A 17,718-nucleotide genomic window follows, 5' to 3' on the forward strand; every position below is an offset into this window, starting at 1 on the left:
CCCTTAGAATGCATAGCGTGGAGCGATGCGGGCGTGGACACGCTCCATCGCTTCTTCGAAACGGTTGCCATTCGAAAAGTCGCGCCACCCCCGGCCGCTGAGAACCTCGAGGAATGCATCGCGGTGAAGGCGGATGATGATCGCAAGGTGGCGTGCCTCGAAATCAGTCCAGCCGGGCAGGGTGTCACACCAGATGGTCCCTGCGATCAAAAGGTCGTCGGGTTCTCCTTCGTCGAAGATCGTCAGTTCACGGGGACGGATTCGCATCACACCGGTCAGCGACCGGCGCGGCGCAGCGCGAAGCCACGCGAGAAGATCGGAGGCGATCTCCTCAGCTGTACCCGTGAAGGCCCATTCCCCTACCGGCGGCTTATTGTCGTTCGCGAAATCACGATCCACCGGCATCATGATGCCCTCGCGTGTTCGGCAACAAACTTCTTGATTGCCGGCCCGAGGCGCTGCATGGCCAAGCTGCCAAGCTTCAGCGAATTTGCCGAAGCTCGCCGAACGAGCTTGTTGTCGCGATCGCTTGTGAGGGGCAGCTCGATCTTGAGGAATTTCGCCACGGGTCCGCGACGGACGTCGTTCGGCACCAGGATACTGGTCTGGACGAGCGCGAGCAGATTGGCCATGCCATTTTCATTCACGCACAGGAGCACGTCGACCCCGCTGTCGAGGACGCCGAGCGACTTTGCGGGCGGTTCGTCACGCCAGGCGCCTCCACAGACGCGATAGGCACGACGGGCGCCACGAGCGCGGTTGTCGTATGCGAGAAGGGGGCGGCTTTCGACGCGAAGGCCGCGGGTTGAAGACTTGTTGGGCATGTTATTCTCCATCGGATGAGGCGAATCTGAGAGGATCACCGCCCGACCGAAGTCGGGCGAAGAGATGGCGAGGGCTCGGTGCACGTGCGAGTCAGGTTTTTGAACTTTAGGCGACAGTCAGCTCACGGGCGGTGCTAAGGATGCGAGCTACCTCGGCCTCATGCTGGCGCCACTTCTGAACCAACGGCGCGAGACCGCCGGCGAGCTTCGTGACGTCGTCGCAGCGAACGACGCCGTCATTTCCAATGTATGTGCCCGGTACCAACTCCGCGCCGAACACAATTTCGGAAACCATCTGGATCATCTCGTGGCCTGATGCAGGCACGATTGCGCGGTCGACTGTCGACGGATGTTCGATCTCCGTGGTCGGAGACGCGGCAGCGCTCTTCTTGGGCAGATACTTTTTGATCGTCTGGATAGCGAAGCCGTACTCGCGGTGAATGCGGTTGTAGCTTGGCGGAACCCCTTCTTTCACCTCGATCTCGTGTGCGATGGCTCGAATCTTAGCGCCGAGTGCTTCACCGCTAAGACGGGGTTCGCCGTTCTTGGCGGACGCACAGGGTCGTTCGGTTGCTTCAGACGGGTCGATCGCGAGAGCGGCTTGGATAGCGGCCATATCAGGTTCCTTTGGTGAGGGAGGGGGAGCAAGCGGGGCGGAGTCGGTGCGCGAAGGAGCCACGTCTCCGGTAAGTTTTACCTTGGCGCGATCGCATGCGGCGCGCAGATGAGTCCGCGAAATCGGCAACATCGTCAGAGCGCGATCAACGCTGATGCCCGCGTCCCTCAAGGCATGGAGGAGGGGAAGCGGAAGGCGAGGCCTTTTGGAAGTTTTCGCCTTCTTTGAGTCCTCGTCGTAGAGTTGAGCGAGCTGGGAAGCCCGAATGAACTTCTTGTTGCTCAACTCAGTCCACGCGGGTTGGTCCTGCGAGATTAGTGCAGCGGCAGGTGTTTCCGCCTCCGGAGCGTTGACGGTGCAATGAGGATTGGCGTCGCCAGCGGTTGCTGCATCGCCGTGCGTGTGGAGGGCGTCCATAGCCGCGACGTCCTCGCGGTAGATGCTTGTCGCCGTGTACGCATCGATGAGCCCGGGTCCGTGTCCGTCGTTCTTGTGGGAAGACTCCGCAGGTTTCAGTGCGGGTTCCGTGGTCACGCTCGTTTTGGCATCAATCATGTCGTAGGCATCCATCGTTCGTTTCGATGGGGCCAATTATCCGGGGAAAGCCGCAGTCTAAAATCGCAGATAACCGACGGCGGATTAAGTAATAGGAATAAAGTGATTTTCTTCGGATCAGGATCGCTGTCGAAGGAAATAAGACTGAATAAGACAAAGGCTTATGATCGAAGCTGCTAGGAATTTATTAACGATATCGATTTTTTCAGGATTAGTCTTTTCGACCGATAAACGGGCTCCAGAATGCGGAGTGTCCAAGTGCCCGAAGATATACAACGAAGCGGTTCGCCGGTCATCGACCCTGAAGACCTTTTTAAGGGAATGGAAGAACTCCGACGCGAAATGCCTTGCAGTGAGACTGAACAACCCCTCGACGTCGCCAGGATCGAGAAAGAAGTCGCTGATGGGCTTCTCGATCCGGGTGAGGCCGATGAACTTCTGGTGGACAGATTCTTACCGCCGTTCTCGCGGAACCCCAGATCGCCTGACATCTGGAGCAGCAATGCCCCACTGTGGTCATTGGAAATGGTTGCAGCATGGATCATTTGGGGAGACCGCGCATTAACGCTACGGCATTTTCACGGCTCCTTCGAAGGAGCAAAGATGTGGGTGAGCAACGCTGAATTATTGCCGTTTCTCCGACCCAGGCCGCCGGGGCATAAGCTTTACGAATTTCAGCGGACAACGGTGATGAGGAGCTTCATTGGGTACGATGGGAAGCACCATTCGTTTACTCCGTTCGCGTCCTGGATGCCGGGGCTAATAGCCCACCTCGTTACCTCCAGAATCAAGGCGGTCGCCTGTGAAACTGAGCCCGACAGAGAGCGCGTTGATGTGCCGAGAAAGGACTGGGAAACCGCCGAATTTGATGTGGATGAAACGGGAAGTACCGTTCTAAGGGTAGCCGGCAGAGTCAAATTTACGCATTTGCTCTTCTTGGCGTCTGAAGTCTTGCAAATATATCCCGCCCAAAGAAAGCCAGATGGCTTGCGAAAATGGAAGCTCAAACCGCCCCTCGAGGAACTCAGCGAGAAAGAGCTACGGATGTACGAAATCATCCGAAGGATGTTTAAAGATGGTGTCCCGATCGGTGAAGCGTCTACCCGAAACAAGAAGCTGGAGGCACGAGCCGACGCCTTGGGGATTGGGAAGTGGGAAAGACACACCTCTTTTGCTCGATTTATCGACCGAGTATTAGAGAAGGTCTGCGAGGAACCTAGTGGTGGCCCGGGAAGGCCGCGAAAGAACGGATAAGCGTGAGAACTATGACGAGCTTCAGAGGAAATCTTTCGCGCAGAGGAAATCTTTCGCGCAACAAGCTTGTACTTTGCGCCCCGCGGTCGGAACCAGAAAGCACTCCAGATCACCGTCATTTTGTATGGAAATCGTGAATTATCGGCTTCAGAGCGCCCTGCCGTCGTTCGCCACCACGCCTTGGGCGCGCCGATGTCAAGCCTCTGCCGCAGTCGCTGTCATGAAAGCCGATATGGCCGCTCCAGTTCGGCGGATCGAGCACGGCAATTCGCGCGAAAACGTGTCGTGACGCGTGCAGCACGCTCCAGCGCCGTGATCTCTCGCAGGTCATCCTGATAGGTAACCGATGTTCTGCTCCCACGTTGCTCTGGCAGCCCTGATCTGTGATCGCCTATCCATGGACGAGCAACAGGAGTTTCTCCATGGAGACTACAATTGAGTTTCTCACGACCAGGAAGTCTGGACGTGATGTGCATCGGCATTGGCCGGACGAAGTCAAGGCGCAGATCGTTTCGGAAAGTCTTCGGCCAGGCGCGATGGTCAATGAGGTCGCAGAGCGCCACGGCTTGAAGCCGAACCACCTGTCCACATGGAGAACGATGGCGCGGCAGGGCAAGCTGGTTCTGCCTGCACCCGAGGATGCGGTGGAGTTCGCTGCGGTGATCGTTGATCCACCCGTTTCGGAGCCGCCGATCAAGAAAGCCAGCCGTCCCGAGATCATCGTCGGTGCTGTCACGATACGTTTGGAAGAAGGCGCGTCCGCCACCCGGATCGCCGCTGTCGCACGTGCCCTTGCGGTTCCGGCATGATCTTTCCATCGAACCGCGTCCGGATCATGGTGGCGACCAAGCCGGTCGACTTCCGCAAGGGGCATGACGGATTGGCGGCGCTTGTCAAAAACGAGCTGCACAAGGACCCATTTACAGGGACCGTCTTCGTATTTCGGTCACGCAAGGTGGACCGGTTGAAGCTAATCTACTGGGATGGCAGCGGTCTGGTGATGGCTTACAAGCGGCTGGAGGAGCACACGTTCACTTGGCCAGATATCCGGGACGGCTTGATGACCCTGGGACCTGCCCAGTTCGAGGCGTTGTTTGCGGGGCTCGACTGGCGTCGGGTCCGTTCCATTGAGGCGAGAGCGCCTAACGCCATCGAATAGGTGCGTCACGATGACTCGGGCGGCAAATTTTGACGGAGAGCGGAGCCGCAATTTGATAGCCTTCCACCATGTTGGACGCCGCCGATTTGCCGGACGATATTGCTGCCCTGAAGGCGATGCTGATCGCGGCGCAAGCGCGTGAAGTCCGCAAGGATGATCGGATCGAACGGCTGGAGAAGTTGGTCGCCGCTTTCAAGCAGGCAGCCTTTGGCCGCAAATCCGAGAAGGCCGATCCCGAGCAGTTCGATCTCGCACTGGAGGACTTGGAAACGGCCATTGCGGCCGTCCATGCCGAAGACGAGGCCGATAGCCCTTCGGGTAAACCGCACCCCAAACCACGCGCTGCCAATCGCGGCTCTCTTCCCGCCCACCTTCCTCGTGTCGAGGAGATTATCGAGCCGGGAAGCCTGATCTGCCCCTGTGGCGGCGGCCTGCATTGCATCGGCGAGGACGTGTCCGAGCGGCTGGATGTCGTTCCGGCGCAGTACCGTGTCATCGTCACCCGCCGTCCCAAATATGCCTGCCGTTCCTGCTCCGACGGCGTCTCCCAGGTTCCGGCACCTGCTCGACTGATCCACGCCGGATTGCCGACTGAGGCGACTATCGCGCATGTCCTGGTGTCGAAGTACGCCGATCATCTGCCGCTCTACCGCCAGGCCCAGATTATGAGCCGACAGGGCATCGATCTCGACCGCTCCACGCTCGCCGATTGGGTCGGCCGGGCAGCGTTCGAACTGCGTCCGGTCTTCGACGCTCTGATCGCAGACCTGAAGCGGTCGACGAAGCTGTTCATGGACGAGACCCGAGCACCGGTTCTCGATCCCGGCTCCCGCAAAACCAAAACCGGATACTTTTGGGCGTTGGCCCGCGATGACCGACCTTGGGGCGGAGGTGCGCCGCCAGGTGTCGCCTTCACCTATGCACCCAGTCGCGGCGGGCTACATGCCGAACGAATATTGCAAGGGTTCACTGGCATCCTTCAGGTGGATGGCTACGCTGGATATAACCGGCTGATTGCCCCGGATCGCGTCGGCCCGGACATCCGGCTTGCCTATTGTTGGGCCCATGCCCGTCGCAAGCTGGTCGAGATCACGCGCACCGGGTCAGCGCCAATTGCCGAGGAAGGCGTGAGGCGGATCGGCGAACTCTATCGGATCGAGGCGGAGCTGCGCGGCCTTCCCGCCGAAGCTCGGCTTGCAGGAAGGCAGGAGCGATCCGCGCCTTTGATAGCCGACATGCGGTCCTGGCTCACTCAGCATCGTGTCGCTGGTAAGTCGCCGCTTGGCGAAGCGCTTGCCTACATCGCAAAATACTGGGATGGCCTTTGCCGCTTCCTGGCCGATGGTTGCATCGAGATCGACAACAACAGCGTCGAGAGAACAATTCGGCCGATTGCCCTTAACCGCAAGAACGCGCTTTTTGCCGGGCATGATGCCGGAGCGGAGAACTGGGCAACCATCGCCTCACTCATCGAGACGTGCAAGCTCAACGCCGTTGATCCGTTTGCATATTTGACCAACACGCTCACCGCCATTGTCAACGGCCATAAGCAGCGTCAGATCGAGAGTATCCTACCGTGGAATCATCCGGCTGGGTAATATGTGCCAAAGGCTTCCGTCGGCCCTTTGCGGACTTCTCGGGACCCGCTAAACGTGCCGCTAGAACAGCGAGGGCGCGATGGTCAGAGGCAGAAAGCAGAAACGAGGCGATATCGTTAGGATCGACATTGGAAACGGAAAGCAATTTCACGCCGTCGCCCTAACACATCCGCTGTTCGCTTTTCTCGACGGTGTTTCCGAACGTGAAGAACCGGTTCAAGACGTGCGAGATCGAGCGGTTCTCTTCAAGCTATGGGTGATGGACAGCGCTGCGAAGTCCGGGCGATGGCCCATCGTTGGAAAGGTTGATCCACCCACGGTGTCCGCGTTGGACGGCGCGGTGTTTTTCAAGCAGGACCGGATTTCGGGCAGAATTTCAGCGTATGATGCCATCGGGAATGCCGAGTCTCCGCTCAGCTTTGAAGAGGCGGACCGCCTAGAATGCGCTGCTGTTTGGAGCCCAGAGCATGTCGAAGACAGGCTTCGTGATCATCTGAATGGCATCTCGAACAAGTGGTGGGCATCAATGCGGCCCCGAAAATAGCGCTGATCGAACTTGTCGGAACGCCCTATGTTGCGGCGAAGCGCCGTCGCACCTTCACGACGGCAGTCTTCGAAACGGCAGAAGCTTCAAGGTGGGAGCGAGACAGCGCTTACCCTGATAGCCGCCAACGAGTCCTCGATATCGTGCAACACGCCGGCCATGATCGCTCCATTTGGGGACCATGGCGGGATGGCGTGTGTGAAGCCCGGCGGATCAGTGGCCGCCAAAGCACGAAGAAACGCGTGCGTGGACTTGGGCCATCGTCTCGATAAATCGGCTGTCCCGCTCGAAATCAACCCGCGGCCGTGCAGCACCTCGAGAAACGCATAGCGATGCGCACGGATGAAGTGCGTGAGATGCCGAGCAGAGACGAACGTCCAGAACGACAGTGTGTCGCATCATACCGAGTCGTCGACGAATCCCATGGGGGCGTCGCCGGCTAAGTCCTCGAGGATCGCAGCGATCCCCGACGGATGTCGATCACCTCCTCCAGCAACCTCCCTGACGTAGCACGAAACCAGCGCAGCAGGTTGCCGTTGACGTTCGCGATGTTGTCGTACTTCGGCATCGTACTCACCGACCTCAGTGCATGCAGCAGTGCAGCGGCTGCGAATCCATCGCCTTGCAGACGAGGAAAGCGTGGGTCAGCATGCGCTCGATCTCTTTCGTGACCTCGGCGACAGCGGGCCAGGCCAAAACGTTTGCTGCCGTCACCAAGCGGCGATGGATGGAAGCGATCGTCTCCACGAGACCATACTCGTAAAGATATTTACGCAGTTCGGATGTCGAGATACAGGACGGCAGAGAGACCGTGATGCCGTCCTCCATAGTCATCGCCGGCGGGCCGCCAGCTACGCGAATTGCAGCCTTCGCGATCACCATGTGCACACCGGCGTAGCGGAACACGTCCTGGGAATCCACATCATCAATGGACTGCTCCAGACCATCGAAGATACCGCGATGTGCGGCCATGTGTTCCAGGTTTGCCTGTTTTTCGGGGTAGGTTTGGTTGGGCATTTTGAACTCCAGTTCAGGTTGATCTGGAGTGTCGTTCGCGCTGTCTCTAAAAGAATATGGCTGTCTCTAATAAATCTTTAGCGCGCCTTGGCCGGGTCCTCGACGTTCTCGCCGCTGTCTCAACTTTCTGGTTACTCCGCGCCGTAGGTCCGGCAGCGCGAAGTGCGAGTTAACACTCTGGAACACTTATGTCCGGAGTCCGAGCTGGAGTCAAGCAAGATGCTGTAATCACTCATTTTAATTAAAATTGATCCTACTGCTGCAGGCTTCCGCCAGCGGCGCCGTTAACAGTGCATTCGGCGGAGAATGCGCTCCCGCTCCTCAATCTCATCGAGCGTGTCCCTTCGAGTTCGGCCGTCTTCATACCGCGCTCGCTCGAGCAGATCGCGGACCTCGGCTTCAAGCTGATCCGCGAGCCGCTTGTCGGCGAAACGAAAAGCATTAGATGTCCCGGGCATACACGAAATCTCCGAATTCTTTGATCCCATAAGCTTGAACGCAATTCCTGGCGGCGGAAAGCTGACGCTGGCGTGTGTCGTGGATCGCCTTGTAATGCGACGTTTCATGGGACTATCATCGAACTGGACAAGGTTGGTGTCTTCCAGATCGGCCACCGTCGCCAGAACGGTTTTCAGCCCGCGCAAATACACGAGGGCTTCCTGGCGATCCGCTCCGTCGGCGACCTTGGGAAGATGCTCCTCGAGAGCATCGTGTACTACGTTGAACAGCTTCATGCCTCTCTCCTCCTGTCGCCGCGGGAAACGGCCCCTACCGGAATGATGTGCTGCCGGCGGAATAGAGCCAGGTCAGCCCGGCCAACGTCGCGCGGGTGGCAGGTACCGAAGGACAGCGAGCGCTTCTTCGCCGTAGTCCTCGTCTCGTGCCGACCGTGGACGATCTCGCCAGTCCCGCCAGCCAAAGGAATTCGTAGCTCCCGCCACAAGATCCATCACGGTAGGTGCCGGATCGGTGTTCGAGGGGCCACGAAACTGGCGGAGGAAGCCGTCACGGACTTCGATCGTCCCTATAGGCTTGCCGTCCTGGTCCCGGACGGAGAAAAACTGGACGCGAGGATCATCGAGCAGCTCGTCGTATCCACCGGAGCCGATGCAGTGGCGCATGCGGATGCCCTCCTTGCGGAGTGCGGCACGCGACAGCAGTTGAACGAGGGTATGCCCGGCGCCGAGGTCGTAGACGAACGTTTCGTCTTCCGGACCAAGGACGATGTCCCGAACGTTACGCTTGCGTAGGCCCTTTGTGGCTTCATGCACGAGGCGTTCCAGGTTGCCGCACTTGATGAGCTTTTTCGGAAAGCCGTTGTCGTCGACATTCGCGAGCCACGGATGCGCGTCCGAGACCGCAGTGATCAGCCAGTCGCATACATGCCAGGCGTCTACGGAATGCCACTGCATCCACAAGCCCGCCCGTCGGCTCCACTTACGATAGATGTGTCCGTCACCCTTCTCGGGCCAGCCGTCGATCCGGTGCCATTCCGGGTCGGCGTGGTCACCTGGGGTGGGCATCCACTGTGGATCAATGGAATCCTGTTTGCGCCAGTCAAGCCAGAAGATTCGGCCAAGCGAGCAGCCAATCAGGTTGCGGATCGGCAGGAAAACGCGGTCGGGAATGTCCAACTCGCACGATAGATGGAAGACGGCCTCGCGGTATTCCGGGTGATCGTATTTGTTGCCCATGTCTCGGTGCCTCCCTTGTCGGGAGAGCGTTCGCCGTCGGCGTGCAAGCAACAAAGATGACGCCCCAGTGGCCGCCAATATCAGACGGGTCGGCACGGGGGAGGAGAGGGAGGCTGGCGAGCGGCAATACGGTCAAGGAGGGGCGCCCTATGTCCGGGGCTGCGAACGTCGGCGATGGCGGCCCCGGTCAGCGCCCGGTGTATCTCGGCCCAAGCGCTGTTGATGTCGATCCACGCCTGGGTAATCGTCATCGCGAAGCCGCGTTCCGCGCTGAGCTTGTTCCAGCTTTGCTCCCGAGACCGCATCGATGCCCAGGATAACGCCGCTGGCGAGGGAGCACACACAGACAGGGGGATATCCCTGTGCTTGCAGACGCGGATGATCTCGCGAGCGACCCGATCCTTGTCGACCCCCATAGCTGCGAAGCTGAGTAGATCCGCCTGGTGTTTGACGCGGCCGTCGGTCGCGGCCTGCTGGAGAACTGCGAGCCATTTCTCCGCGGCCGACGCCTCGAGCGGCTGCACATAGGCGAAGATGCCGGGCTGGTTGGGGATCACAGTCGGCAGCTCCTGGCGAGCGACGTCTTGCGGGAGGGCGAACGGCCCATGTGCGACCGAGAGATCGAGATGGGTATTCCCCTCGATCGTGCCGCACACGGCTTCAAGTCTTATCCTGATGACGGGGTCGCCGTGGCCCCGGTCAATCTCCTCGATGCCGTTCTTGCTTAGCTCAATGCCCTCCTTGGGCAGGATGGCGGCAATGCGCTGGATGCCGCGCTGTATTTCCTGCTCGGAGTAGTGGCGAACAACCGCGATGTCTCCGCCTTCCGTCGGGCGCATGTGCTGCGGATAGAGCAGTCCACCCTTGACCATGAATGGTGCCGGGCCGAAGCCGACTTGCCAGTGCGCCAGAACACGCTCGGCGACATAGCGTGATGCTGACTTATTGACGTCCATGTGCCTGCTTCGGCACGTCTGCTTGAGGCGGTCCCCGAGCGCGACTTCTACAGCTGTCAGGGGCTTGAAATCTTGCGGCATGTTGATGTCTCCCTTTGAGGAGACGGTGGTCTTCGGCAACGCAAGGGACAAAACGGCGTGTTTTTGCGGATTCCCGATTCTGAAACAGGAAGTAATGGGGGGAAACGGGGGAACGAGGGCTAGCGCTGCCAGCCTGGAGTCTGGCAATAGCGACGTCGCTTGATGAGCCGAGCCGAGAGAGCCGACCAGCACTGCTGCCTGTCGAGACCCCGGACGTCGACCAGGTGATCCAGTGCGGAATCGAAGATCGAATTCAATACAGCGCTCGTCTTAGTTGTCCGATCACCGTCTGCCTTGACCCGGCGCAGTTCGGACTTCAGGGCAGCCGAAATGGCCTCGTCGACCGCCACCGGCTGCGGCTTTCCGGCAGCCGAGCGCCGTTGCCGCGTCCGCTGCGCAGACGTCCGCTGCCGCTCCGTCGTTTTGAAGGAATCGCTTGCCATGCCTCACATCTCCCGAAACGGCGTTTGAAACCTGATGAAACGGCGTTTCGGCGCAAGGGACAAAAAGGATGCGATTTAATTTGAGAACGGGACATCGGTGTCCCATTCATGATTTGAGATCACTTGCGGGCGATGTGCAGCAACTTTGGCTTGAGCCGACCTGACCGCGCTCTGGCCTGGATGGTCATCGGCGCGCCGACCTGGTCGTGATACACCCTGCCCAGGTAGTTCATGACGGCGTCTGCACCAGGACCGCCCGTCGCGAGGATCAGCAGCGCCGCATCCGCGAGGGCCTCCCGAGCCGAGGACGAGTCGAATTTCATGCTCCCCAACGACTCGCGTACCTTGAGCCTCGCACGGCGCTCGGCTTGCTTCTGCGCTTTGTACGCCCGGAACTCGTCGTCGGACATGTCCGCTATGCCGACCGTCGGCCGCTTCGAGATGGATTTCGTCACCACCAGCGTCTCGATCACAGGCTCTTCGCCGAGTAGCTCCTTGAGCAGTCCCAACTCATCCTCGACTCTATCGATCGGCTCTTCGATCTCGATCACATCGGTCGTTCTCATCTCATCCCCCGTTCTATATATAGAAGCATGTTTTGGTTTCCTCACGTAGAAGTCTCCCTGCCGGCGAAATTCAGCGCAATACATTTCTACAGATAGAATGCATTGTTCTTTTCTACATGTAGAATACGATTTAAAAACATCGCGGCGCACTAGGAGGCTCCGCCGCTTCGCCCCTTGGATATCCGAGGCTCCCCGAAACGGAATCCGATGTCCCTGGGCCTCCAAACGAAACCAATCCCATGGAGTTCAGAACCCGAAGGTACGATGTCAGCTATCCCAGTTCGCTCCGCGTATCTGATGACACAGACATTTCTGCTTGCTCCAGGCTCCGCCGAAGGGCAGGATAAACAAGGAAGAGCGAAGCGACCCGCGTTTAAATATAGCGGAGCCCAAGAAACCTCAGGCTAAAATCCTGAACCCCGGTTTCACATTTGCTATCTCAAGGCTCCAATTCTTCAAAATGCAGCGCCCAGGGAATACCGTATAGTTGACTTAGATTATACCACCTCTCCCAGTTGGCAAAGAATCTCGATACGCCAAAGAAATTCGCCGCTTTTGGAAAAAATGAACGTTGGTCTCTTGTGCGATGTTGCACCGAAAAGCACACTTCTATGTGTCAGGGAGACAGAAGGCGTGCATCAGCCAGCCACAACGATCGAAGAAATGGAAACGGCCCCGAAGCGCCGTCGGCACAAGATGCACGGCAAGCGGGGGGCGGTGTTCGTTCATGAACGCGAAGATGGTTCGGAAAAGGGCTACGTATGGCAAGCCACCGGCGACGACATTATTCGCGGTCATCAGCGCGGCGGTCTCAAGTGCGGCGATCTGTCGGCAGAGGCGGTCTTCGATAACGAAAAAACGTCCCCGCGCATCGAAATCCCTCGGGTCGTCATCGAGACGATGCAGATTGAATCGAGCCATCTTCGTGCAGGCGACATCGCGGCTTTCTGGAGACTATTCGCCGAGGCGCGGAAGCAGGGCATCTCGCGCGAAACGCATTCGATCAAGCTGGGCGACATCGTGAAATACCTCGGCCTCAACAGCCTCCATCGCGCCAAGCAGGCGCTGGCTCGGCTTTCGACGGCTGCAATGACGCTCCGCCTTAATCAAATCGGCGCTCGCGGTACGATCCGCATGCAGATGATCGAACTGCTGCACGACACCGACGATTTGGCGGCGCTGCGCGGCCATGACGAGATGTTCTTTCGCCTTCCCGAAGCTTTGAAGCTGGCCGTCATGGAAAGCCGCGACTACGCCTGGGTCGACCTTAACGCGATGTCGCGGTTCAAATCGAAGTTCACAGTCCGACTTTACCTCAAGCTCTGCCTGGAGGCGGGCAAACACCGCTTGTATCGGTCAGTTCCCGAGATGACCAAGTCCGAGTTCCGGGCATTCGTCGGGATGCCGACGAAGACGCAGGCGTCCGTTCTCGACAGCACCCTTCAACTCGTCTGCAGCGATCTGTCGGCGATCAGCGGCGTCCGTCGGCGGTTTCCGATCTCGATCACGTTCGAGGACGGGAAGCTGGTGATCGTTGTCGGCCGCGCTACGAAGAAGCTCCGTGAAGTGAAGCCTGCTTGGATCAGAGCGGAGATGGCAGCGAAGCAGACCGCGACAGTCGGCGCGATGCCTGCGGAGAAGCGGAAGTACTACCCGGCGCTGACGCGGTTCCGTCAGGCAGAGACCAGCATCGGCGCGCCGGCGATCAGGATTTTCGGCCTGTGGTCTGCCGACCTTCACGGTGCGAAGTCGTATCCCGAGGAGCATATCGTCGGTATGACCGGCCGCGAGTTCCTCGACCTGATCGGGAAGGTCGGCGCAGACGCGGTTCTGGAGTTCTGGGCGGCCAAGCGCGACTTCGAAGTGCTCGGAGTCGCAGGCAAGTGGCGAGATGCCGAGGTCGTCGAACACACGACGACCGTGAGAATTCCGGTCAAGGCGCCCAAGATTGACATCCACGATCTGATCTACGGGCGTACCGTTCTCGCCGACGATCCTCTGCCGCCCAAGCCGTCGACGTTCGCCGAGGTCGATGACGACGAGATCGATTTCTAACCGATCGCGCGCCGTTAACCACCCGATCGCATCGGCGATTTAGTAGAAACGAACTCCCGGATGCCGCGTTGACAGCCGCAACCGTACGCGGCATGGTTGCAAATATGTTGACCGAGAGAGCTGAGTCGAGACCATGAACACCCTGCGGATAGCCCGGATAGCTGCCTGACACCCCACCCCGGGGACAGCGCTTTCCATTTTTTCGCAGGAGTTATCATGACCCGCCAAACTCGCGTCGACTTCGAGCGCACGCTCGCCCGCCTTCACGTACACCGCATTCTGGATAGCCTCGGTCATCAGCCACGCGGCATCCACGTAGTCATCGTGCCGGAGACGACAAACGCGATCGCCTGGCAGGACGCCGCTGTTCTTGCCGTCCGCGATATCCGTGTCTGTCGAGGACTTACTCCGGGCAGCGGCGACAGAATCGACATGGATTTCTCCGTCGAGGACGTTGTGGACGGAGAGGACGCTATCACTCCCAATTACGACGTCTATCCAGCACTGCTGCGCTGGGACAAGGGTATCGATAGCGGCCTCGACAGTGCTGCTTGCAGCGTCTTCTTCGCCGACGTCAAGGAAGAGACGGAGCATGCTTCGCTCACGCTCGCAGACAGCGTGATCCGTGCTGGGCTGGACATCGATCTCGTGATCCTGGCAGCTGCGCAATGCGGCCGCCAGATCACGGCAGACGATGCGATCCTGCTCGCCGAAATGCCCTGGCGTCGCCGTCGCATCGCTATCGCCTCGACCCGTGTAATCCCGGAGACCTACCAGCTGCACTTGCAAGCGGTGGCGGCCGAAGAGGAACAGAAAGCACAGGAAGCCAAGGAGAAGGCGGCAGACAAGAAGGACAAGAAGCCGTCGGAACGCACGGTTCCCGACGTGCGCCCCTTGTGCGAAATGCATGGGTACGGCGCTGCCCAGGAGTGGGGCCTCGAGCTTGCGCGGGATATCGAAGACTGGCGCAATGGCTCGATCTCCTGGGCCGACGTTGACAACGGTATCCTCCTGAGCGGTCCGCCGGGGTGCGGGAAGACGACGTTTGCGGCCTCGCTTGCGAAGAGCCTCGACGCCCATCTCGTCATCGGCAGCTATTCTGCGTGGATCGCCAACGGAGAAGGCCATCAGGGCGACCTCATCCGTTCGATGCGAAATGCGTTCGCCGAGGCCCGGGAGCATGCACCGTCCGTGATTTTGATCGATGAAATCGACAACTTCATCGCCCGCGGTTCCATCGGTCACGGCCGGTCGGACGAGTGGATGCGCGGCGTCGTCAATTCTCTCCTCGAGTGCCTCGACGGAGCCATCGAGCGCGCGGGCGTGATCGTGGTCGGCGCGACGAATGACGCCTCGGGCATCGACGTGGCCCTCCGTCGCCCGGGACGTCTGGATCGTCACATTGAAATCCCGCTCCCCGACGCCGGCGCCCGTCAGGCAATCCTGCGCCAGCACCTCGCCGTCGGAGAGGAATTCCCCCTGGGGCTCTTCGGCCAGAAGACTCAGGGTATGTCAGGCGCTGACCTGGAGCGCCTGGCTCGCGACGCCCGTCGACTTGCTCGCCGCGAGCGCCGGGAACTGCGGCATCATCACATCGCCGCTTCACTGCCGCGCCGAGAACGTCGTTCCGATGATGATATCCGGCACATCGCAGTGCACGAAATCGGTCATGCCGTTGTCGCGGCCGCCCTCGGCGCGACGGTGCATGAAGTCTTCGTAACCCGGGATCGTGATCCCAAAGCGGGGATGGAGATCGCCGGGGCGGCCGTTGTACAGCCGCGTGCCGGGCATCGTGACTATCAGTGGTATGCCGACCGTGTGGCACACCTCCTTGGAGGCTTGGCAGCGGAGAGGCTGGTCCACGGCAACCATTCCGACGGCGTCATCGCCGATCTCGCCGAAGCGACAAATCTCCTCACTTACGCGCTGTCGAGCGTCGGCATGGGGCAAACGCTCGGGTCGGACGGACACCGCGATCCGCAGTCGATGGTCCAGGCTCGCCAATTCGATCCCCTTCTCCGTCGGCGTGTCGAGGAAGTGCTTCAAGAGCAGGCGGAGCGCGCCCGCGGTATTCTCGAGCGCAATCGCGCTGCGTTTGACGAACTCGTTGAGGTTCTCATCCCTCGCAGCCGGCTCGACGGGGAAGAGGTCCACGAGGCGCTCGAGGCCTACGCGCAACCGCAGCTGACGCTTGCAATCTAAGGGGGGTCGGATGTTCGTGAACAAGTACTACATCGCCGACACGCACTTCTCCCACGAGCGCATCATCAGGATGTGCGCTCGGCCGTTCGCATCGATCGACGAACACGACGCGGCCATCGTCGCCAATTGGAACTCCGTCGTCCGCGACCAGGACATTGTCTACCACCTCGGCGATTTTGCCTTCCAGCTCGGCATCAACAGCGAGCGCATCCGGTCGCTGTTCTTCCGCCTCAAGGGCCGCAAGCACCTGATCATCGGCAATCATGAACTAGACAAGCGCGGCGACCTGCATCCGACCTTGGCGGCTCTCGACTGGGCCGCACGCCCGGAGCATGCGCTACGCACCCGAGACGGCGGTCGCGATGTCTACCTGGCTCACTATGCCGCACGGGTATGGCCGAGTCAGCAGTACGGCGCTGTGCATTTCTACGGACATTCGCACGGAAAGCTCCCCGGACAGGGGCTGTCTCGGGATGTCGGGATCGACTTGCCCGACGTCGACTACACGCCGCGCTCGTTCGCCGAGCTGACGAAAGGGATGATCGCATGACTGCTGCAGAACTCAACGACATGTACGGACCGGTCACTTCGCCGAGTGCGCGGGTTGCCGTGCCAAAGGCATGGATGCCAGCAATCCACGACGCGCTGCGTGCCTTCGGGGAGTTACCGACAGAGGTCCGATCTTTTGCCATCATCACCGGGATTGCCGAGTCGGATGGACAGCTCCAGGTCAAAATCGCCGCTGCGCCGGAGTATATGCCGGAGAACGGTATGCAGCGCATCGCAGAGATCATCGAAAAGGCGCAGGCCGCAGTCCGGGCGAGTATGCACTGATGCGTCTTGAGAACGACATCGCAATCCGCCGCGCGGTTGCCGACATTTTTCCCGACGACGTCGCGCTCGGCATCGGCGACGGCTGGCACCGGATCGTTGGGCGGGCGCTGTCGGAAATCCGGGAAACCGCTGGCGATGCTGGTGTCCACATCGAAGTCACTCATGTCGAGAACAGGCGTGGCAACCTGGTCATCGCACCGATGCCCTCGCGCGACGCATTCCCACGGCAGTCGCCGACGCCATCTCAGAAGTTTGGCTACACGCATCAGACCGAGCCGGGATGACCTGCGAGCAGTGCGGCGCACTCGGATTCTTGATCAACGGCGACGAGCCTCGCGTCCAGTGCGCTCGATGCGAGTCGGAGCAGGCGGCACGGGATGCGGTTTGCCAGGGATTCCGCGGGCACATCGCCGAGGCATGCAGATACTACATCGGAGTCTGCTTGGAGCACGGCAGCTTGCTTCCTGTCGAGAATGTCGTCATTCAAGTCGCTCCGATGGATGAGACCGGGCATCGGTTTTTCTTGGACGAGGTCCATGAACGGCTCTGTTGGTGGCGGGCAGGTTCTTGGATCGAAGGCGTGGACGAAGCGCTGCGGACCCGATTCCGAAAGATGGATTTCCACCGCGTCCAGGCGACGGCCGAAGCATGGTCCATCGCGCGGGCACTGTTCCCCGAGGACTTCCGGGAGGCGGACGCACGCAACGCGCTTATCGAAGATCAACGCACGCGGCGGGCTGGCGAAATCCGCTCGGCGGCCTTGGCGTATGTTCGGGCGTGCGCGCGGGAGCGCCAGGTCGTCGATACCGAGGCGTTTGGACAGCGGCGTTGGCCGCGGGATAGTGAAGCGCAGGATCATGATCGACGCGCTGCGCGATGACGTCGCCAGCGGCGTGCCGGTCGTGGACGTCTGGCAGCGTTTCGAGGTGAGCGGCTTCATCGCCCGGGCGCTCGCCCGGGCAGCGAGCTACGGCGATCTGTATCGCATTCTCCGCGACAACGGCATGCCGATCGGATTCCGACCGACCGACGTCGCGAGATGGGCCGCAGAGGGCAAAATCTCGAAAGCGGAGGTCGGCGAGATTTTCGGACTCCAGGACTCCGAGATCGACCCCTTTATCCGCTGCATGGACTTTTGCCGGCGAAAACTAGCGCCGGCGGGGTCGAGGAACAACATGTCAGTACCGGAGGGAGACATCATGGGAAGACAAAGACGAAGTCAAAGGAACGTTGGAACGCTGGAACAGATCGCGTGATCCTCGAACTCCGTGGGGAGGGCAAGACAAACGGGGAAATCGCCGAGGTCCTCGGCCGCATGGC

General features: G+C 59.9%; 21 protein-coding genes. 11 read left to right on the top strand and 10 right to left on the bottom strand.

Translation table 11 applies throughout. The features are described 5' to 3' along the window. Positions 1-3: 3 nt before the first annotated feature. The 3 genes from CO676_RS19995 to CO676_RS20005 form a co-directional block, all read right to left on the bottom strand. Positions 4-408 carry a hypothetical protein gene (locus CO676_RS19995; protein ID WP_097522347.1) on the bottom strand — a complete coding sequence of 135 codons (405 nt, stop codon included), beginning with the start codon at positions 406-408 and terminating at the stop codon, positions 4-6. Then, positions 405-824 carry a hypothetical protein gene (locus CO676_RS20000; protein WP_179875563.1) on the bottom strand — a complete coding sequence of 140 codons (420 nt, stop codon included), beginning with the start codon at positions 822-824 and terminating at the stop codon, positions 405-407. Before CO676_RS20000 ends, CO676_RS19995 begins: the two co-directional genes overlap by 4 nt. 106 nt (positions 825-930) lie before the next feature. Continuing rightward, positions 931-2,010: a hypothetical protein gene (locus CO676_RS20005; protein WP_097522348.1), complete on the bottom strand. Its 1,080-nt coding sequence runs from the start codon at positions 2,008-2,010 to the stop codon at positions 931-933. A 243-nt stretch (positions 2,011-2,253) separates the two neighbouring features. On the opposite strand from CO676_RS20005, the gene CO676_RS20010 reads away from it, so the two are divergent. From CO676_RS20010 to CO676_RS20025, 5 genes are all read left to right on the top strand, one after another. Next, complete coding sequence (locus tag CO676_RS20010) at positions 2,254-3,249, top strand: hypothetical protein (protein WP_144340164.1); 996 nt, start codon at positions 2,254-2,256, stop codon at positions 3,247-3,249. A gap of 422 nt (positions 3,250-3,671) precedes the next feature. Further along, entirely contained in the window at positions 3,672-4,058 is a 387-nt protein-coding gene (locus tag CO676_RS34620) for a transposase (protein ID WP_144340165.1), read from the top strand. After that, a complete protein-coding gene (gene tnpB, locus CO676_RS34625) occupies positions 4,055-4,408 on the top strand; it encodes an IS66 family insertion sequence element accessory protein TnpB (RefSeq protein WP_009987304.1) in 354 nt (117 codons plus the stop codon). The genes CO676_RS34620 and tnpB overlap by 4 nt, the downstream gene beginning before the upstream one ends. A gap of 68 nt (positions 4,409-4,476) precedes the next feature. Next, positions 4,477-6,006, top strand: a complete 1,530-nt coding sequence (locus CO676_RS20020) for an IS66 family transposase (protein ID WP_097522350.1) — start codon at positions 4,477-4,479, stop codon at positions 6,004-6,006. Positions 6,007-6,085: 79 nt separating this feature from the next. Next, entirely contained in the window at positions 6,086-6,550 is a 465-nt protein-coding gene (locus CO676_RS20025) for an Imm26 family immunity protein (RefSeq protein WP_097522351.1), read from the top strand. Positions 6,551-7,132: 582 nt separating this feature from the next. On the opposite strand, the gene CO676_RS20030 is transcribed toward CO676_RS20025, so the two are convergent. The 6 genes from CO676_RS20030 to CO676_RS20055 form a co-directional block, all read right to left on the bottom strand. Then, positions 7,133-7,567 carry a hypothetical protein gene (locus tag CO676_RS20030; RefSeq protein ID WP_097522352.1) on the bottom strand — a complete coding sequence of 145 codons (435 nt, stop codon included), beginning with the start codon at positions 7,565-7,567 and terminating at the stop codon, positions 7,133-7,135. Between the two features lie 284 nt (positions 7,568-7,851). After that, positions 7,852-8,301 (bottom strand): hypothetical protein, encoded by a 450-nt coding sequence (locus CO676_RS20035; RefSeq protein WP_097522353.1) that lies wholly within the window; start codon positions 8,299-8,301, stop codon positions 7,852-7,854. Positions 8,302-8,373: 72 nt separating this feature from the next. Then, positions 8,374-9,261 carry a PcfJ domain-containing protein gene (locus CO676_RS20040; RefSeq protein ID WP_097522354.1) on the bottom strand — a complete coding sequence of 296 codons (888 nt, stop codon included), beginning with the start codon at positions 9,259-9,261 and terminating at the stop codon, positions 8,374-8,376. Between the two features lie 80 nt (positions 9,262-9,341). Then, complete coding sequence (locus CO676_RS20045; RefSeq protein WP_179875564.1) at positions 9,342-10,217, bottom strand: nucleotidyl transferase AbiEii/AbiGii toxin family protein; 876 nt, start codon at positions 10,215-10,217, stop codon at positions 9,342-9,344. A gap of 200 nt (positions 10,218-10,417) precedes the next feature. Continuing rightward, the gene (locus tag CO676_RS20050) at positions 10,418-10,741 is read right to left on the bottom strand and encodes a hypothetical protein (RefSeq protein ID WP_097522356.1); all 324 of its coding nucleotides are present in this window, start codon (positions 10,739-10,741) and stop codon (positions 10,418-10,420) included. 119 nt (positions 10,742-10,860) lie between these two features. After that, complete coding sequence (locus CO676_RS20055; RefSeq protein WP_097522357.1) at positions 10,861-11,307, bottom strand: hypothetical protein; 447 nt, start codon at positions 11,305-11,307, stop codon at positions 10,861-10,863. 633 nt (positions 11,308-11,940) lie between these two features. On the opposite strand from CO676_RS20055, the gene CO676_RS20060 reads away from it, so the two are divergent. The 5 genes from CO676_RS20060 (at position 11,941) to CO676_RS20080 (ending at position 16,682) form a co-directional block, all read left to right on the top strand. Continuing rightward, entirely contained in the window at positions 11,941-13,362 is a 1,422-nt protein-coding gene (locus CO676_RS20060; RefSeq protein ID WP_179875565.1) for a replication initiation protein, read from the top strand. A 216-nt stretch (positions 13,363-13,578) separates the two neighbouring features. Beyond that, entirely contained in the window at positions 13,579-15,564 is a 1,986-nt protein-coding gene (locus CO676_RS20065) for an AAA family ATPase (protein ID WP_097522358.1), read from the top strand. 10 nt (positions 15,565-15,574) lie between these two features. Continuing rightward, a complete protein-coding gene (locus CO676_RS20070) occupies positions 15,575-16,114 on the top strand; it encodes a metallophosphoesterase (protein WP_097522359.1) in 540 nt (179 codons plus the stop codon). After that, a complete protein-coding gene (locus CO676_RS20075; protein ID WP_097522360.1) occupies positions 16,111-16,398 on the top strand; it encodes a hypothetical protein in 288 nt (95 codons plus the stop codon). Before CO676_RS20070 ends, CO676_RS20075 begins: the two co-directional genes overlap by 4 nt. Next, positions 16,398-16,682 carry a hypothetical protein gene (locus tag CO676_RS20080; RefSeq protein WP_097522361.1) on the top strand — a complete coding sequence of 95 codons (285 nt, stop codon included), beginning with the start codon at positions 16,398-16,400 and terminating at the stop codon, positions 16,680-16,682. The genes CO676_RS20075 and CO676_RS20080 overlap by 1 nt, the downstream gene beginning before the upstream one ends. Here CO676_RS20080 and CO676_RS35330 read toward each other — a convergent pair. Then, on the bottom strand, positions 16,664-17,257 hold the full coding sequence (locus CO676_RS35330) for a hypothetical protein (RefSeq protein WP_179875566.1): 594 nt from the start codon (positions 17,255-17,257) through the stop codon (positions 16,664-16,666). The genes CO676_RS20080 and CO676_RS35330 overlap by 19 nt on opposite strands. Between CO676_RS35330 and CO676_RS35335 the strand changes: the two genes are divergently transcribed. Beyond that, a complete protein-coding gene (locus tag CO676_RS35335; protein WP_179875567.1) occupies positions 17,256-17,654 on the top strand; it encodes a hypothetical protein in 399 nt (132 codons plus the stop codon). The genes CO676_RS35330 and CO676_RS35335 overlap by 2 nt on opposite strands. Positions 17,655-17,718 lie beyond the last annotated feature (64 nt).

The organism is Sinorhizobium sp. BJ1, assembly GCF_002531555.1.
Taxonomy (GTDB): domain Bacteria; phylum Pseudomonadota; class Alphaproteobacteria; order Rhizobiales; family Rhizobiaceae; genus Sinorhizobium; species Sinorhizobium fredii_B.